A 17,764-nucleotide genomic window follows, 5' to 3' on the forward strand; every position below is an offset into this window, starting at 1 on the left:
GGCAATAAAAACCCCGGCCGGAGCCGGGGTCTTCGGTGTCGCACTGATCGGGACGGAGGTCCCTCCCGCCGGAGCGCTTACTTGGCGGCCATCAGCGCCAGGGTGGTGTCGAGCATGCGGTTGGAGAAACCCCACTCGTTGTCGTACCAGGAGCAGACCTTCACCAGCGTGCCGCCCATGACCTGGGTCAGGGTGCTGTCGTAAACCGAGCTGTGCGGGTCGTGGTTGAAGTCGATCGACACCAGCGGCTTGGTGTTGAAGCCCAGGATGCCCTTGAGCGCGCCTTCCGAAGCCGCCTTGAGCACCGCGTCGATCTCTTCCTTGCTGGTTTCGCGCGCGGCCACGAAGGACAGGTCGACCACCGAGACGTTGATGGTCGGAACGCGCATCGAGAAACCGGTGAGCTTGCCGTTGAGCTCCGGCAGCACCAGGCCGACCGCGGCGGCGGCGCCGGTCTTGGTCGGGATCTGGCTCTGGGTGGCCGAACGGGCGCGGCGCAGGTCCTTGTGGAAGACGTCGGTCAGGACCTGGTCGTTGGTGTAGGCGTGGATGGTGGTCATCAGGCCGTGCACGATGCCGATCTTTTCGTGCAGCACCTTGGCCAGCGGCGCCAGGCAGTTGGTCGTGCACGAGGCATTCGAGATCACGGTGTCGGAGGCCTTCAGCACGCCTTCGTTGACGCCGAACACGACCGTGTTGTCCACGTCCTTGTCGCCCGGGGCCGAGATGATGACCTTCTTGGCGCCCGCGGTGAGGTGCGCGGAAGCCTTCGCCTTCGAAGTGAACAGGCCGGTGCACTCGAGCACCACGTCCACGCCCAGCGCGCCCCAGGGCAGCTTGGCGGGGTCGCGCTCGGCGCAGACCTTGATGCGGTCGCCGTTGACCACCAGGTCGCCGCCTTCCACCGTGACCGTGCCCGGGAACTTGCCATGGGCGGTGTCGTACTGGGTCAGGTGGGCATTGGTTTCGGCGTCGCCCAGGTCGTTGATCGCCACGATGGTGATTTCGTTGGTGCGGTTGGCTTCGTACAGCGCCCGCAGGATGTTGCGACCGATGCGGCCGTAGCCATTGATGGCGACCTTGATGGACATGGGTTCTCCTGGACCGGCCCGGCCGGCGAAAGGTGGGTGGAAACCCGGGATTCTACCAAGCGCGGGCGGTCCGGCCCAAACCCCGGACAAGGAGCGCGCGCCCCGGGAGGCACTTTGACTTCCCTCAAGGCCGGGCCCGTGGCCGGGGAGGAAACTGGCGCCAGCAGATTCCCCACTGGAGTTCGACCATGCAACTTTCCCACACCACCCCGATCGCCCTGGCCCTTGCCCTGGCGTTTTCCGCCCCGGCCCTTGCCCAGCAGGCGGGCGACTGGACGATTTCCGTCGGCGCCCACGTGGTCGCCCCGAAGTCCGGCAACGGTACCCTGGCCGGTGGCGCCCTGGCGGCCGATGTCGGCGACGACTGGCGCCCCACCGTCACCGCCGAGTACTTCTTCAGCCCGAACTGGGGCCTGGAAGTGCTGGCCTCCCTGCCGTTCGAGCACGACATCGAGCTCAATGGCGTCAGGGCCGGCTCGACCAAGCACCTGCCGCCGACCTTCACCCTGCAGTACCACTTCCGGAACGACTCGATCGCCACCCCGTTCGTGGGCGCAGGCGTGAACTACACGCGCTTCTTCGACGAGGAAACCACCGGTCCGCTGGCCGGCACCGACCTGTCGCTCAGGCCGTCCTGGGGCCTGGCCGCGCATGCCGGCGTCGACTTCGCCATCGGCACCGGCAAGTGGCTGCGCGTGGATGCCCGCTACCTGGACATCGACACCAGCGTGAAGGTGAACGGCACCCGCGTGGGCACCGTCAACATCGACCCGACGGTTTACGGGGCTGCTTTCGTCTGGGCCTTCTGAACCCCGTGATGGCGAGATTCATGGCCGCTGGCGTAAAGTCCGCGGCCATGAAACCAAGCCTGACCGTCCTTGCGCTGGCCTTGACGCTGGCCACGCCCCCCGCCCTGGCCTGGAGCCGGCAGGGCCACCAGCTGGTCGGCGAACTGGCCGAGCGCGAGCTCTCGCCGGCCGCCCGCGCCCAGGTGCAGGACCTGCTGGCCGACGAACCCGAACCCAGCCTGGCCGGCGTATCGACCTGGGCCGACGAGATCCGCGCCGCCAAGAGCCCGCTGGGCGAAGCCAGCCAGCGCTGGCACTACGTCAATATCCCGGCCGATGACTGCGACTACGTCGCGGCCCGCGACTGCCCGGACGGCGACTGCGTGATCGGCGCGATCAACGCCCAGGCCAAGGTGCTGGGCGACCTGTCCCAGCCGCGCCAGGCGCGCGTCGAGGCCTTGAAGTTCCTGGTGCATTTCGTCGGCGACGCGCACCAGCCCATGCATGCGGGTTATCCGCATGACCGCGGCGGCAACAAGCACCAGCTCAACTACACCGGCAAGGGCTCGCCCGAAGGCGAAGGCACCAACCTGCACGGGGTCTGGGATTATTGGGTTGTCCAGGGCGCCGGCATGGACAACGCGGCTTACGTCGAACACCTGCATGCGCTGGAGCTGCCCTCCGATCCCGCGACCGGCGCTGAAAACCCCGCCCAGGCCTGGACCCTCGAATCCTGCCGCCTGATCCGGAGCGAAGGCCTGTACCCGCCCGGCCGCAAGATCACCGACGCCTACCTCGACCGGCACCGCCCCGTCGCCGATGCGCGCCTGCGGCTTGCCGGGGCGCGCCTGGCGGCGCTGCTGGAAAAGACGCTGGCGCCCTGAGGGCTCAGCTTTCGTCGGCGGCCGCCTGACTGGTCGGCGGCTCGAAGCGCACGGGCACCATCACCCAGCCGGGCACGGGCTTGCCGTCCTTCATCTCCGGCTGGAACGTCCACTTGGCCGCGGCGGCGACCGCGTTGCGCGCGAAGTCGGAATCCGCCGCCACGGTGCTGCCGGCCGCATCCACCGTCACTTCGCGCACCGACCCGTCCGCTTCGATGAACGCCCGCAGCATCACCAGCCCACCCTTCCCTGCGTCGGCCGCGACTTTCGGGTAGGCCGGCACCTCGCCCTGGATACCCACCGCAGCCATGCCCGGCGCCGGCGGCCCCAGGGTCAGCGCCATTTCGATCTCGATGCCCTTGAAGCTGCCGTCCGGTGCTTTTTGGCCGATGCCGATGGCGGCCTGTTCGCGGGTAACCAGTCGTGGCTCGCCAACCACTTGCCCGTCGCGCAGGAGCTTCGCCGCGATGTCGAAGGTGCCGTCGGCCAGCGGCGTCACCGTCCAGGTGGTGTCCCAGTCCTGGCCGGCGTGCTCGAACTGCGCTCGGTGCGGCTGACCGGGTTCGACGACGGCCACGATGTCGGGAACCGGCACGCCGTCCACCTTCGCGCTGATGTCCAGCCTCACCTTGCCCGGTGCGAGCTCGACGCTGGTTCCGGGCTGGGCCGCCCAGGCGACGGCCGCGGCGGCCAGGCCCAGCAGTGAGACCAAGGCGAGGCCGGCGAAACGACGGCGACGGGACGGCAGTGGATTCTTCAGCATGGCGAGTCGCTCCTTCAGTGGATGAAAGCCGGACCAGTGGCAGCCCAGCGGCAGTGGCTGGTCGGCCAGGCGGGTCTTGAGCATGGCGTCGCCGTAGCGGCGGCGCTGACCGGGATAGCGGCGAAGCACGGCGGCGTCGCAGGCCAGTTCCTGGTCATTGCGGAAACGCGCCGCCGCGAAATGCACCAGCGGGTTGAACCAGAACAGGACGCGCAGGACCGCGGCCAGCAAACAGGCCGGCAGGTCGCCGCGGCGCAGGTGTTCGGTTTCGTGGGCCAACACCAGCTCGCGCTCGAGTGGGTCGTATCGCTGGTCGAAATCGCCGGGCAGCACGATGCGCGGACGCAGGCCCACCACCGCCGGCAGGCCACGCGTGGCCAGGCACTGGTGCAAACCGTCGGGGCGACGCGACACCGGCCCGAGGCCGGCAAGGAAACGCCGCTGCTGGCCCAGCAGCCAGGCCAGCACGCCCAGCGCACCGGCCGCCCAAAGCCAGGACAGCCACGGCAGGGGATCGGCGGCGACCGCCGTTCCCGGGCCGGCGGCACCCGGCATGGCCATCGGCGCCATGCGCACCAGGGCCGGCAATACCGGCTCCGCGGCCGCCGGCAGCAGCACGGCGACCAGGCTTGCCGGCACCAGCGCCCACAGCCCGTAGGCCGCGGCGGCGCCGAAGCTGCGGCGTACCAGTGGCCGCAGCAAGAACACGGCGATCAGCGCGCCGGTCAGGGCCAGCGTGGGTTCAAGCAGCCATTCAATGCCCATCGTCGATGTCCTCCAGCAGCTGCCGCAGCTCGGCGAGGTCCTTTTTCGACAGCCGGCCGTTTTCGGTGAAGTGGGCAACCATCGGCGCGACCCGTCCGCCGAACAGGCGGTCAACCAGGCCCTCGCTCTCCTGGCGCAGCCACTGCTCCCGCTGCAGCACCGGCGAATACAGGAAGCGCCGGCCGTCGCGTTCGGCGCTGATCGCGCCCTTCTTGAGCAGCCGGTTGAGCAGGGTTTTCACCGTTGGCTCCTGCCAGCCCTGGCCGGTGGCCACGGCGGCGAAAACGTCTTCGGCCGCCAGGGGGCTGGCGTCCCACAGGGCCTGCATGACCACGGATTCGGCGTCGCTGATCTGCATTTCGATTACGTCCGTAAACTTTTCCGTAGATTACGCACGTAATCGTGGCTGTCAAGGGGGATGGGACGGGTGCGATACTGACCCTCGCTGCTTTCCGGATCACCCATGAGCCAACGCCTGACCGCCCCGCCCGACCCTGCACTGGACGCCGCCGTCGACCGCCTGCTGGCCCACGCCGGCGGCCAGCTGGTGCTGGCGGCGCCGCTTGGCCTGGGCAAGCCGCACCGGCTGCTCAATGCAATCACCCGTCGGGTGGCGGCAGACGATTCGCTGTCCCTGCACTTGCTGACGGCGCTTTCGCTGACGCCGCCTTCGGCGGGCAAGGGGCTGCAGCGCCGTTTCCTGATGCCTTTCCTGGCACGGCACTTCGGCAGCGACTTCCCCGTACTCGACTACGCGGTCGCCATGCGCCGCGACGCGCTTCCGGCCAAGATCCGGGTCGAGGAGTTCTACATGCAGTCGGGCGCCCTGCTCGGCTCGCCCTGTGCCCAGCGCGACTACGTCAGCCTCAACTACACGCACGTCGCCCGCGCGGTCGCGGCGCGCGGCGTCAATGTCCTGGTGCAGAAGGTGGCGCGCGAACCCGGCGGCAGCCGCATCAGCCTCAGCTGCAATCCCGATCTCACCTTCGACCTGCTCGACGAATGCCTGCGCCTTGGCAAGCCGCGGCCGATGCTGGTCGGCGAAGTGGACCCGAACCTGCCCTGGCTCGACGGCCCCTGCGCGGTGCCGGCTGGCTTTTTCGACCTTGTGATCGACCATCCTTCGCCCGCGCCGCGCCTGTTCGCGCTGCCGCGCGAGCCGGTCGGCGACGCCGACCATGCGATCGGCCTGTACGCCAGCACGCTGGTGCGCGATGGCGGCACGCTGCAGATCGGCATCGGCTCGCTGGCCGACGCGCTGTGCCATGCGCTGGTGCTCCGGCACACGCGCAACGACGACTACCTGGCGGCGCTGGAAGCGCTCTCGCCCGGCCTGGCGCAATCGCCGCTCGTGCGCGACGTCGGCGGCACGGCACCGTTCTCCGAAGGGCTGTACGGCGCCAGCGAGATGGTCAACGACGGCTTCCGGGCGCTCGCGCAGGCCGGGGTGCTCAAGCGCCGCGTGCTCGACGACGTCGGCGCTATGGCACGCATTAATCGCGGTGATGCCACCGACCGGGACCGCGAGCGCCTGGCGCGCGACGGCCGCTGGCTCGATGGTGCCTTCTATCTCGGATCGCATGCGCTCTACGACTGGCTGCGCGCCCTGCCCGCCGACCAGGCCCGCGGCATCGGCATGACCCGCGTTTCCCATATCAACCAGCTCTACGGTGCCGACGAACCGCTGGAGCGCGAGCAGCGCCGCGACGCTCGCTTTTTCAACACCTGCATGATGATGACCGCCCTCGGCGCCGCGGTTTCCGATGCCCTCGAGGACGGACGCGTGGTCTCGGGCGTGGGCGGACAGTACAACTTCGTCGCCATGGCGCACGCGCTCGACGACGCGCGTTCGGCGCTGATGCTGCGGGCCCGCCGCGGCCACGGCCGCCAGGCCACCGCCAACGTTCGCTGGAACTACGGCCACGTCACCATCCCGCGGCACCTGCGCGACATCGTCATCACCGAACACGGCATTGCCGACCTGCGCGGGCGCAGCGACGGCGAATGCGTGCTGGCCATGGCCGCCATCGCCCATGCGGACGACCAGAAGCCGCTGCTCGAAGCGGCACGCAAGGCCGGCAAGCTTGCTCATGGTTTCAGCGCGCCAGCCGCCTGGTCGGCGAACACCCTGGCCTCGCTGTCAGCGCGTCTCGCGCCGCTGCGGCGCGCCGGGGTGCTGCCCGACTATCCGATGGGCAGCGATTTCACGCCCGAAGAACAGCGCCTCGTGGCGGCCCTGGCCTGGCTGGTGGCGCGCACCGGCACCCTGGGCGGCCGCATCGCCACGGTGCTGTCTGCCCTTGCCGGCGAGCAGGCCAGCGACGAAGCGGCGCTGCGGCGCATGGACCTGCAGGCACCGCGTGAACTGGGCGAACGCCTGCAGGCACGCCTGCTTCGCCACGCCCTGGCGAAATCCCGGGTCCATCCTTCCCCGCCCGCGCCCACCCAGACGTGAAGCCAGCCTTCGGGAGAACCGCCATGCGCAAAGCCTGCGTCAAGCCGCACTACCACGAAGAATCAGGCACCTGGAGTTACCTGGTGAGCGACCCCGGCACCGGCCGCGCCGCGCTGGTGGACCCCGTGCTCGACTTCGATCCCAAGGCTGGCCGCACGGGCACCACCAGCGCCGAGAAGCTGCTGGCCTCGGTGCGCGAAGCCGGCGTCCAGGTGGACTGGATCCTGGAAACCCACGCCCACGCCGACCACCTCAGCGCCGGGCACTGGTTCAGGCAAACGCTGCCCGGCGCGAAGCTGGCCATTGGCCAGGGCATCCGGACCGTGCAAAAGACCTTCCGGCCGATCTTCAACCTGGGTGAACACTTCCCGGTGGACGGCTCGCAATTCGACCACCTGTTCGCCGACGACGAGGTTTTCTCCGTTGGCGGTGTCGGCGCCCGGGTCATTCCCGTGCCGGGGCACACCAACGACTCGGTGGCCTACCTGGCCGGGGACGCGCTGTTCACCGGTGATTCGCTGTTCATGCCCGATGGCGGCACGGCACGCTGCGATTTCCCGGGCGGCGACGCCTCCACGCTCTACCACTCGATCCACCGCCTGTTTTCCCTGCCCGACGAAACCCGCGTCTTCGTCTGCCACGACTACGGCCCGGGCGGTCGCGAGCCGCGCTGCGAAACCACCATCGGCGAACAGAAGCGTTCGAACATCCACGTGCGCATCGGCACCAGCGAGGACCAGTTCGTGCGCATGCGCACCGAACGCGACGCCACCCTGGCGATGCCGACGCTGATCCTGCCGTCGGTGCAGGTGAACATCCGCGCCGGCGAACTGCCCGAACCCGAGGCCAATGGCGTGCGTTACCTGAAGCTGCCGATCGACCAGCTGTAGCGGCAAGGGTTCAATCACCCAGGTGCTGGCGGGTCCAGCGCACGATGTTGTTGGCGTCCATCGCGCCGGACTGGCGGGCCAGTTCGCGGCCCTGCCGGAAAAGTATCAACGTGGGGATACTGCGGATGCCGTGGCGCTGGGCCAGCGTCGGCGCGACCTGGGTGTCGACCTTGGCCAGGCGGACCCGGGGCTCAAGCTGTCCGGCCGCGCGCTCGAAATGCGCCGCCATCATCTGGCAGGGGCCGCACCACGGCGCCCAGAAATCCACCAGCAGCGGCAATTCGCTGCGTTCGGCGTGAACGGAAAAGTCATCCACGCCCAGCACCAGCGGCTGTCCTGTGAATAGCGGCTCGTGGCAATGGCCGCACTTCGGATGCTCGCCAAGCCGGGACACGGGGACGCGGTTCATGCCGTGGCAATGCGGACAGGCCAGGGTGACGGGATGGCTCATGCCGTTTCTCCCCGGGACGTCTGCCGTCGGGCGCGCGCGCTGAGCAACACGAAGTACAGCAGCGGGATGACCACCAGCGTCAGCACGGTCGAAACGAGGATGCCGAAGATGAGCGCGATCGCCAGGCCGTTGAAGATCGGGTCGTCCAGGATGAAGAAGGCGCCCGCCATGGCCGCCAGGCCGGTCAGCGCGATCGGCTGGGCACGCACGGCGCAAGCCTCGACCACGGCGTCGGCCAGGGCATGTCCTTCGGCGATGGATTGGTTGATGAAGTCCACCAGCAGGATCGAGTTGCGCACGATGATTCCCGCCAGCGCGATCATGCCGATCATGCTGGTGGCGGTGAACTGCGCGCCCAGCAGCGCGTGCCCGGGCATCACGCCGATCACCGTTAGCGGGATCGGCGCCATGATCACCAGCGGCACCAGGTAGTCGCGGAACTGCGCCACCACCAGCAGGTAGATGAGCAGCAGGCCGACCGAATAGGCCAGGCCCATGTCACGGAAGGTTTCGTAGGTGATCTGCCACTCGCCGTCCCACTTGATCGAAAAACCAAGCGAGTCGGTGGGGGCGGACAGGAAGCGCTGTTCCACGGTCGTATCCGCCAGCGGCTTGTCGCCGACCTGCCCGACCAGGTCGAACATGCCGTAGAGCGGGCTGTCGATGGCGCTGGCCTCGTCGCCGGTGACGTACACCACTGGCAGCAGGTCCTTGCGGTGGATGACCGGCTCCCAGGGCAGGCGCTGCACCGTCACCAGCTCCGACAGCGGCACCAGGCGGCCGTCGCCGGCGCGCACGCGCAGGGTCAGCAGCTGTTCCAGGCTGGCCTGGTCGCCGGCGGGCAGGCGCAGGCGCACCGGCACCGGGTACTTCGAGGCACCGTCGCGCAGGTAGGTGGCGTCGCGGCCGCTGACGCCGAGTTGCAGTGCCTGCGCGATCGCCGCCTGGCTGACGCCAAGCCGCGCGGCCCGGTCGCGGTCCACCAGCACCAACTCGCGCTCTGCGTCGGCCTCGACGGTGCTGTCCACGTCCACGATGCCCTCGGTAGCGATAAAACGGGCCTGCAGGTCACGGGCGATCGCACGGGCGCGGCCGGCGTCGGGACCATAGATCTCGGCCACCAGTGGCGCCATCACCGGCGGCCCCGGCGGCACCTCCACGACCTTGACCGAGGCCCCGTAGCGGTTGCCGATGCTGGCCAGCACCGGGCGCACGTCCAGGGCGATGTCATGGCTCTGGCGGTCGCGGTCGTGCTTGCCGACCAGGTTCACCTGCAGGTCGCCAAGGTTGGCGCCCTCGCGCAGGTAGTACTGGCGCACCAGGCCGTTGAAGTTGACCGGCGCCGAGGTGCCAGCATAACCCTGGATGTCCAGCACCTCGGGGACGTCGTTCAGGGCCTGGGCCATTTCCAGCAACAGGGCGTTGGTGCGCTCGAGCGGCGTGCCCTCGGGCAGGTCAACGACCACCTGGAACTCCGACTTGTTGTCGAAGGGCAGCATCTTCAGCACCACCAGCTGCACCACCGCCAGGCCGGCGGCGGCCAGCACCGCAAGACCGATTCCCGCGAACAGCATGCGGCGGCGGCCCTTGCCGCGTTTGTCGTCCAGGAAGGGGCGCATGGTCCGCTCGAACAGGCCGCGCACCCGCTTCGACAGCGCGGATTCGTGGTCGCCGCCTTCGGCGTGCACGTGCCGCGAGAGCAGCTTGAGCGAAAGCCAGGGCGTGACCGTCAGCGCGATCGCCAGCGAAAGCAGCATGCCTACCGAGGCATTGATCGGGATCGGCCGCATGTACGGGCCCATCAGGCCCGACACGAAGGCCATGGGCAGCAGCGCGGCGATGACGGTGAACGTGGCCAGGATGGTCGGGCTGCCGACTTCGTCCACGGCCGGCGGGATGGCTTCGAGCAGGGTCTTGCCGCCCAGGCGCATGTGCCGGTGGATGTTTTCGACGATGACGATGGCGTCGTCCACCAGAATGCCGATCGAGAAGATCAGTGCGAACAGCGACACCCGGTTGATGGTGAAGCCCATCGCCCAGGATGCGAACAGGGTGATGGCCAGGGTCAGCACGACGGCACTGCCGACCACGATGGCTTCGCGCCAGCCCAGCGCGAACAGCACCAGCAGCACCACCGCAGCGGTGGCGAACACCAGCTTCTGGATCAGCTTCATCGCCTTGTCGTTGGCGGTGTAGCCGTAGTCCCGGGTGACGGTGGCGTGGATGCCTTCGGGAATCACCGTGGCTTCCAGGACCTTCAGGCGGCTGGCAATCGCGCTGGTGATGTCGGCGGCATTGGCGCCGGGCTTCTTGGCCACGGCGATGGTCACCGCCGGGGCGATCACGCCTTCGGGGCGAAGCTTGTCCTGCGGCGCCGTGTACCAGGCGTACTGGCTGGGCAGGTCGGCGCCGCGCTGGATGCTGGCGACGTCGGACAAGTAAAGCGGGCGGCCATCGCGCAGGCCGATGACCAGTTCGGCGACCTGCTGGGCGTCGGCCAGGTAGCGGCCCGCGGTCATCGGAAGCACGCCCTCGGCGGTGACCCGGTCGCCGGCCTGGCTCACCACATTGGCAGCTGACAGCGCGCCCGCCAGGTCGTCGGCAGTCATGCCATAGGACGCCAGGCGGGTGGCGTCGAGCTCGACGACCACCATGCGCTGCGGCGCGCCGATGGTGTAGACGTCGCGGGTGCCCGGCACGCGCTTGATCTCGGCCTCGAGCGTGTGCGCCACTTCCGCCAGCTCGACGCCGCCGCGGTTGGGGTCGTCGGTCCACAGCGTCACCGCCATGACGGGAACGTCGTCGATGCCCATCGGCCGCACCAGCGGCTGGCCGACGCCCAGGCCCGGCGGCGCCCAGTCGGCATTGGAATACACCTGGTTGTACAGGCGGACCAGCGCGTCCTGGCGCGGCACGCCGACCGCGAATTCGACGGTGATCAGCGCCGAACCGGCGCGGCTGACGGAGTACACGTGCTTGACGCCGTCGATCTCGGACAGCACCTGTTCCAGCGGCACGCTGACCAGGTTTTCGACGTCCGCGGCCGGCGCACCCGCGAAGGGCACGATGATGTTGGCCATGGTCACGTCGATCTGAGGCTCTTCCTCGCGCGGCGTGATCAGGGTTGCGAACAGGCCCAGCAGCAGGCCCGCCACCGCCAGCACCGGCGTCAGCGGATTGGACTGGAAGGCCCGGGCCAGGCGCCCGGACAGGCCGAAGCGCGGCTCAGTCATTGCCTGGCTCCGTGCCCGCGTTCGCCAGGTGCGCCAGCGCATCCAGCGGATCGGCGGCGATGCGTTCGCCCTCGGCCAGGCCGGCCAGCACTTCGACCTCGTCCTCGCGGCGGTGGCCCAGGCGGACCTGCCGCAGCACCACGCGGTTGTCGGCACCCACCACGTACACGGCGGTCACTTCGCTGCGGGTCACCAGCGCCCTCGCCGGCACCCACAGGTGACGCGCTTCGCCGGTCTTGAAGGCGACCTTGACGGTCATGCCCGGCTGCAGCCCGGTTTCGGCCTCCGGCAGTTCCACGCGCACCTTGAAGCTGTGGGTGCCCGGGTCCGCGTACGGGAAGACGATCAGCTCCTCGGCCTCCAGGCGTCCGCCGCCGGGCAAGACCACGGTGGCGGTGCCGTGTTCGCGCAGGGCGGCGACGTCGCTCTGCGGCACCTCGACGTTGACGCGAAGCTGCTGCAGCGACAGTCCCGACACCAGCGGCTGGCCCGGCTGCACCGACTCGCCGACTTCCACGTGGCGCTCGGTCAGGATGCCCGAGTACGGCGCGCGGATGACGGTGTAGTCCACCTGCTCGCCGGCCTCGCTGACACCGGCCCGGGCGGCTTCAAGCGCAGCGCGGGCGGCATCGCGACGGGCGCGGGCCTGGTCGAGAGTGGCCCGGGCCAGCAGCTGCTTGGCAACCAACTCCTCGGTGCGGCGGAATGCCGCCTCGGCCTCGGTGTAATCGGCCTGGGCGGCGCTGAGCGATGCCGATGCCCGGCGCTGGGCGGACACCTGCTCGACGTCGGTGAAACGCACCACGACCTGGCCAGCCTCGACGTAGTCGTTGACGTCGAAAGGCAGCTCCAGCACGCGGCCGCGCGTCTGCGCGGACAGCGTGGCCTGGTTGACGGCCTCGACCACGCCGTCCCAGCTGCGCTCGCGCGCAGAAGTGCGCGGCGCGACCGTGACTGTCTCGAAGTTCACGGGCGGGGCGGGAGCGGGTAGGTCCGGTTCGCTGGCGCAGGCCGCGAGGAACAGGGCAGCCAGCGCGGAAGTGGCCAGGGCGCGGGGCATGGACATCGTCTACCTCACTTGAAGGCACAGCCGGCATTGAAACCGAGCTTGCGGAAGATCATGGCCGCCGGGCAGAAGCCGGTGAAGGACGCCTGGAGCATGTTCAGGCCAATGAAGGTCGTGAACAACAGCCACCAGGGCGAAACGAAGTACACGAGCGCGACGCTGATCAGGGTCATCACGCCGGCAAAGGCCATCACGGCACGGTCGAGGTTCATGGGATTCTCCAGGGTTTGGGTTGACTGGGGGTCTTACTTCAGGCGCTCGATGCCCAGGGCCTTGAGCACGTATTTTTCGTACAGCGGTTCGGTGTTGCCGGACTTCATCTTCGAGAGGAAGTACTTCTCGAAGGCGATCTTGGCCACGTGCACCCATTTGCCGACCTTGGCCCAGGTAACGTTGCGCGGCGGGTTTTGCGGCAAGGCCACGAAGGCCGCGCCCGTGTCGCCCATGTCGGCCAGGCAGACCGCGTTCCAGGTGGCCTTGTGGTCGGCGGTCTTGCCGGCCAGGTCGGCGGCGATGTTCCGGGCAATGGCGGTCACCATGGATTCGATCATGAAGCCGGTCTTGGGGGCGCCCGTCGGTACCGGGGTCACTTCTACCGGCGGGATGGCGACGCAAACGCCGGCCGAGAACACGTTCGGGTAGGTCGGGTTGCGCTGGTGCGCGTCAATCTGGACGAAGCCGCGCGGATTGCACATGTCCTTGGCCGATCGCACGGCATCGACGCCGGTGAAGGCCGGCAGCACCATCGAATAGGCGAATGGCAGTTCGTGGGTGGCCAGCGGCTGGCCGCGCGCGTCGGTTTCATCGACGTGCATCAACCCCTGTTCAACCCGGGTGATCCTGGCGTTGGTAATCCACTTGATGTGGCGCTGGCGCAGCTCCGACTCGAGCAGGCCCTTGGAGTCGCCGACGCCGCCCAGGCCCATGTGGCCGATGTAGGGCTCGGGGCTGACGTAGGTCATCGGCACCTGGTCGCGCAGCTTGCGCTTGCGCAGGTCGGCGTCGAGGATCATCGCGAACTCATAGGCCGGCCCGAAGCAGCTGGCGCCGGCCGCGGCACCTACGACGATGGGTCCCGGCGCCTTCAGGAATGCCTGGTAGGCGTCCCAGGCGGTGAGCGCATGCGCGGTGGTGCAGACGGACTGCGTGAAACCGGCCTCGGGGCCCAACCCCGGCACTTCATCGAAGGCCAGTCGCGGGCCGGTGGCGACCACCAGGTAGTCGTAGCCCAGCTCGCGGCCGTCGCGCAGGCGCAGCCTGTTTTCAGCCGGCAGTACTTCGGCGGCGCCGGCCGGCTCAAAGTCGATATGCTTCTTGGCCAGGTAAGGGCGCACGCCGATCTGGATGTCCGAGGGCTTTCGCCAGCCCACCGCCACCCAGGGATTGGACGGGGTGAAGCTGAAATGTTCGCCCTCGCCCACCACGGTAATCGGATGGTCCTTGCCCAGCAGGGCCCGGAGCTCATAGGCGACGCTCATTCCGCCGATGCCGGCGCCGAGGACAACGATGCTGGCCATGCCTTCCTCCCGGGCCGGTCTATCCGGCCGTGCTAATTTAGTAGAATCTTAATTAGCATTCTGGCATGATGTCAACACCCCACGCAGGCAGACCCATGAAAGCACCCCCCCGCCAGGCTTCCCTCGATCCCGCCACTACGTCGGCCGAGCTCATGGAATCGGCATCGGAGGCGGCGGCCGAGCTGCTGAAGGCCATGGCCAACCCGCAGCGCCTTCGCGTGCTGTGCCTGCTGGTGGAAAGGGAAATGTCGGTGGGCGAGATCAACGCCCTGGTGCCGCTGAGCCAGTCGGCGCTGTCGCAGCACCTGGCGGTCCTGCGCGACAAGAACCTGGTCGCCACGCGGCGCGAGGCCCAGACGGTCTTCTACTCCGTGGCCGACGGCACGGTGCACGATGTCATCGAAGTGCTGCACCGGAACCTTTGCGGTCCGGTGCAAGGCTGAGGGGCGGCCGCACGGCCGCGGCAGGCGATCAGGCCAGCGACAGTGCCGCGTCCACCACGGCATCGGCAGTGATGCCGAAGTGCGCGTACAGCCTGTCGGCCGGCGCCGAGGCACCAAACTGGTCGATGCCGACCACGGCGCCGTCCAGGCCAACGAACTGGCGCCAGTAGCCGGTGACGCCGGCTTCCACGGCCACGCGCTTGCGACACCAGCCGGGCAGCACGCCCTCGCGCCATTCGATCGGCTGGCGCGCGAACACCTCGGCGCAGGGCATCGAAACCACCCGGGCCTTGACGCCCTTGTCGGCCAGGCGACGCATGGCCTCCATGGCCAGCTCCACTTCCGAACCGGTGGCGACCAGGATCAGGTCGAACTTGCCCTCGCCCGGGTCGGACAGCACATAACCGCCGCGGGCGATGTCGGCCAGTTGATGGTGCGTGCGCGGCTGGTGCGCCAGGTTCTGGCGACTGAACACCAGGCAGCTGGGGCCATCGGTGCGTTCGATCGCGGCCTGCCAGGACACGGCCGATTCCACCGCGTCGCAGGGACGCCAGACGTCGTTGTTGGGGATGTAGCGCAGCGACGCCAGGTGTTCGACCGGCTGGTGGGTCGGGCCATCTTCGCCAAGGCCGATCGAGTCGTGGGTGAACACGTGGATCGCGCGCGTCGGGATCAGCGCCGACATGCGCAGGGCATTGCGCGAGTAGTCGGAAAACACCAGGAAGGTGGCATCGTACGGAATGAAACCGCCGTGCAGGGCCAGGCCGTTGCTGATGGCCGACATGCCGAATTCACGCACGCCGTAATGCACGTAGTTGGCACTGGGGTCGCCGCTGGTGACCGACTTGCTGCCCTTCCACAGGGTCAGGTTCGAATGCGCCAGGTCGGCCGAACCGCCGATCAGCTCCGGCAGGAGCGGACCGAAGGCGTCGAGCGCCATCTGCGAGGCCTTGCGCGAGGCGACCACCGGGCCGTCGAGCTGCAGCTTGGCGATGTAGGCCTGGGCGGCATCGGCGAAATCTTCGGGCAGTTCGCCGTGCGAGCGGCGCACGAGCTCGGCCGCCAGCTCCGGATAAGCCTTGGCATAGGCATCGAAGCGCTGGTTCCACTGCTCCTCGCGCACCAGGCCGGCGTTGCCGGCCCGCCAGCCGTCGCGGATATCGGCCGGGATCTCGAAGGGCGCGTGCGGCCAGCCCAGGGCCTCGCGGGTGGCGGCCACTTCGTCCTTGCCCAGCGGCGCACCGTGGCTCGATTCCTTGCCGGCCTTGCCGGGGGAACCAAACCCAATGGTGGTGCGGCAGCAGATCAGGGTCGGCTTGCCGGTCTCGGCCTGGGCGGTGCGGATCGCCTGGGCGATTTCCTCCGGATCATGGCCGTCGACCTTGCGGATGACCTGCCAACCATAGGCCTCGAAGCGGGCCGCGGTGTCGTCGGTGAACCAGCCGGCGGTGTCGCCGTCGATCGAGATCCGGTTGTCGTCCCAGAACGCGATCAGCTTGCCCAGGCCCCAGGTGCCGGCCAGCGAGGCCACTTCGTGGGAAATGCCTTCCATCAGGCAGCCGTCACCCAGGAAAACCCAGGTGTGGTGGTCGACGATGTCGAACTCAGGCCGGTTGAAGCGCTGGGCCAGCAGCTGCTCGGCCAGCGCCATGCCGACCGCGTTGGCCAGGCCCTGGCCCAGCGGGCCAGTGGTGGTCTCGACACCGGGCGTGTGGCCGAACTCCGGATGGCCGGCGGTCTTGCTGTGCAGCTGGCGGAAGTTGCGCAGCTCTTCGATCGGCAGGTCGTAGCCCGACAGGTGCAGCAGGCCATAGACCAGCATCGAGCCGTGGCCGTTTGACAGCACGAAGCGGTCGCGGTTGAACCACTTGGGGTTGTTCGGGCTATGGCTCAGGAAGTCGTTCCACAGCACCTCGGCGATGTCGGCCATGCCCATCGGCATGCCGGGATGGCCGGACTTGGCGGCCTCAACGGCATCAATGGCGAGGAAACGCAGGGCGTTGGCGAGGTCGCGGCGGGAGGGCGTGGTCATCGTGGCGTCCAGGGCGTGGGGCCCGGGGCCGGGCCAGCGGGGCGCTATTGTCGCCGACCCGGCCGCCGATGTCGCGCTTGAACCAGCCCGGCCGGGATGTTAGCCGGCCACCGGGGATTCGGGCGGGGATTCACGCACGCCCTCTTCACTGCGACCGATCACCACCGAGCCGACCATGTCGCCGCCCACGTTCACCACGGTGCGGCACATGTCCAGCAGGCGGTCGACGCCCAGGATCAGGCCGATGCCCTCGGGCGGGATGCCGAACATGGCCAGGATCATGGCGATCACCGGCAAGGAGCCGCCGGGAACGCCGGCGGCGCCGATCGAACCGAGCATGCACAGCACCAGGATCATGGCCTGCTGGAACAGGTTCAGATCAACACCGAAGAACTGGGCCAGGAACAGCACCGTGATGCCCTCGAACAGGGCCGTGCCATTCATGTTGGCGGTGGCGCCCAGGGTGCAGACGAAACGTGCGACCCGGCGCGGGACGCCCAGGGCCTCTTCGGTCACCTTCAGGGTGGTCGGCAGGGTGGCGCTGGAGGAGGACGTGGAGAACGCCGTCAGCAGCGCCGGCTGGGCGCCGCGGAAGAAGGCCACCGGTGACATGCCGCCGAAGACGCGCAGCAGGATCGGGAAGACGATGAAAAAGTGGATCGCCAGCGCGGCCAGCACGGTACCGACGAAACGCGCGAGCTGGACCAGCACGTCGAAACCGAGCTTGGCGGTGATCGAAAACAGCAGCGCCGCCACGGCCCAGGGCGCCAGCCGGATGACCCAGTCGATCAGCTTCAGGCAGATGTCGTAGACGCCCTGCACCGCCGACACGAAGGATCGGGTGCCGTCGCTGCGGATGACGGTGGCGGCGATGCCGAACATCAGCGCGAAGAACATCACCGCGATCAGGTCACCGTTCGCGGCGGCGGCCACGGGATTGCGCGGCACGATGTTGAGCAGCACCTGGAGCCCGGAGACCTGTTCGCGGCCCGCGGCGATCTGCGTCGCGCGCTCACCGGCACCCGCCATGATCTCGGCACCCAGCTCCGGCGGGATGCCCTGCCCGGGGCGGATCACGTTCACCATCACCAGGCCGATGGTGACGGCGATGGTGGTGACGGCAAGGATCCAGACCAGGGTCTTGCCACCGATGCGTCCCAGCGACTGCGGGTCGCCGATTTCCACCACGCCCAGGACCAGCGCCGAGAACACCAGCGGAATGACCAGCATGAACAGCAGGCGCAGGAACACCTGGCCCACCGGGTCTGCGACATAGGTCGTGACGATGGCGAGCCAGCCCGCGTCGGCGGCGAAGAGGTTGGCGGCGAGCCCCAGCACGGTGCCGGCGATGAAGCCGAGCAACATGCGGGTGTGCAATGACATCGA

15 protein-coding genes are annotated in these 17,764 nt (G+C 68.6%); 5 read left to right on the forward strand and 10 right to left on the reverse strand.

Translation table 11 applies throughout. From position 1 onward, the window contains the following. Positions 1-77 precede the first annotated feature (77 nt). Entirely contained in the window at positions 78-1,091 is a 1,014-nt protein-coding gene (gap, locus tag ACYVJH_RS07795; protein WP_460454045.1) for a type I glyceraldehyde-3-phosphate dehydrogenase, read from the reverse strand. A 188-nt stretch (positions 1,092-1,279) separates the two neighbouring features. On the opposite strand from gap, the gene ACYVJH_RS07800 reads away from it, so the two are divergent. Then, positions 1,280-1,900 carry an OmpW/AlkL family protein gene (locus ACYVJH_RS07800; protein ID WP_460454046.1) on the forward strand — a complete coding sequence of 207 codons (621 nt, stop codon included), beginning with the start codon at positions 1,280-1,282 and terminating at the stop codon, positions 1,898-1,900. Between the two features lie 47 nt (positions 1,901-1,947). Next, positions 1,948-2,763, forward strand: coding sequence for a S1/P1 nuclease (locus ACYVJH_RS07805; protein WP_460454047.1), 816 nt, complete (start codon positions 1,948-1,950; stop codon positions 2,761-2,763). A gap of 4 nt (positions 2,764-2,767) precedes the next feature. Here ACYVJH_RS07805 and ACYVJH_RS07810 read toward each other — a convergent pair whose 3' ends face one another. Together ACYVJH_RS07810 and ACYVJH_RS07815 are read right to left on the reverse strand one after the other, a co-directional pair. Beyond that, positions 2,768-4,291, reverse strand: coding sequence for a TonB family protein (locus ACYVJH_RS07810; RefSeq protein WP_460454048.1), 1,524 nt, complete (start codon positions 4,289-4,291; stop codon positions 2,768-2,770). After that, entirely contained in the window at positions 4,281-4,649 is a 369-nt protein-coding gene (locus ACYVJH_RS07815; protein WP_460454049.1) for a BlaI/MecI/CopY family transcriptional regulator, read from the reverse strand. Before ACYVJH_RS07815 ends, ACYVJH_RS07810 begins: the two co-directional genes overlap by 11 nt. Before the next feature lie 105 nt (positions 4,650-4,754). Here ACYVJH_RS07815 and ACYVJH_RS07820 point away from each other — a divergent pair, with 105 nt between their 5' ends. Beyond that, a complete protein-coding gene (locus tag ACYVJH_RS07820; RefSeq protein WP_460454050.1) occupies positions 4,755-6,746 on the forward strand; it encodes an acetyl-CoA hydrolase/transferase C-terminal domain-containing protein in 1,992 nt (663 codons plus the stop codon). Between the two features lie 23 nt (positions 6,747-6,769). Continuing rightward, a complete protein-coding gene (locus tag ACYVJH_RS07825) occupies positions 6,770-7,636 on the forward strand; it encodes an MBL fold metallo-hydrolase (protein ID WP_460454051.1) in 867 nt (288 codons plus the stop codon). Positions 7,637-7,646: 10 nt separating this feature from the next. Here the strand turns inward: ACYVJH_RS07825 and trxC are convergent, their stop codons facing one another. The 5 genes from trxC to ACYVJH_RS07850 are packed head-to-tail and all read right to left on the reverse strand — an operon-like array spanning position 7,647 to position 13,903. After that, complete coding sequence (gene trxC / locus ACYVJH_RS07830; RefSeq protein WP_460454052.1) at positions 7,647-8,087, reverse strand: thioredoxin TrxC; 441 nt, start codon at positions 8,085-8,087, stop codon at positions 7,647-7,649. Further along, complete coding sequence (locus ACYVJH_RS07835) at positions 8,084-11,320, reverse strand: efflux RND transporter permease subunit (RefSeq protein WP_460454053.1); 3,237 nt, start codon at positions 11,318-11,320, stop codon at positions 8,084-8,086. The genes trxC and ACYVJH_RS07835 overlap by 4 nt, the downstream gene beginning before the upstream one ends. After that, complete coding sequence (locus ACYVJH_RS07840; RefSeq protein WP_460454054.1) at positions 11,313-12,380, reverse strand: efflux RND transporter periplasmic adaptor subunit; 1,068 nt, start codon at positions 12,378-12,380, stop codon at positions 11,313-11,315. The genes ACYVJH_RS07835 and ACYVJH_RS07840 overlap by 8 nt, the downstream gene beginning before the upstream one ends. A gap of 14 nt (positions 12,381-12,394) precedes the next feature. Then, entirely contained in the window at positions 12,395-12,598 is a 204-nt protein-coding gene (locus ACYVJH_RS07845) for a YgaP family membrane protein (protein ID WP_460454055.1), read from the reverse strand. A 33-nt stretch (positions 12,599-12,631) separates the two neighbouring features. Next, positions 12,632-13,903, reverse strand: coding sequence for an NAD(P)/FAD-dependent oxidoreductase (locus tag ACYVJH_RS07850; protein WP_460454056.1), 1,272 nt, complete (start codon positions 13,901-13,903; stop codon positions 12,632-12,634). A gap of 152 nt (positions 13,904-14,055) precedes the next feature. Here ACYVJH_RS07850 and ACYVJH_RS07855 point away from each other — a divergent pair, with 152 nt between their 5' ends. Next, on the forward strand, positions 14,056-14,346 hold the full coding sequence (locus tag ACYVJH_RS07855; RefSeq protein WP_460454281.1) for an ArsR/SmtB family transcription factor: 291 nt from the start codon (positions 14,056-14,058) through the stop codon (positions 14,344-14,346). Between the two features lie 28 nt (positions 14,347-14,374). Here the strand turns inward: ACYVJH_RS07855 and tkt are convergent, their stop codons facing one another. Both tkt and ACYVJH_RS07865 read right to left on the reverse strand, forming a co-directional pair. Further along, positions 14,375-16,378 (reverse strand): transketolase, encoded by a 2,004-nt coding sequence (tkt, locus tag ACYVJH_RS07860; protein WP_460454057.1) that lies wholly within the window; start codon positions 16,376-16,378, stop codon positions 14,375-14,377. A gap of 99 nt (positions 16,379-16,477) precedes the next feature. After that, positions 16,478-17,761, reverse strand: a complete 1,284-nt coding sequence (locus ACYVJH_RS07865) for a dicarboxylate/amino acid:cation symporter (RefSeq protein WP_460454058.1) — start codon at positions 17,759-17,761, stop codon at positions 16,478-16,480. Positions 17,762-17,764 lie beyond the last annotated feature (3 nt).

The organism is Arenimonas aestuarii (genome assembly GCF_054781715.1).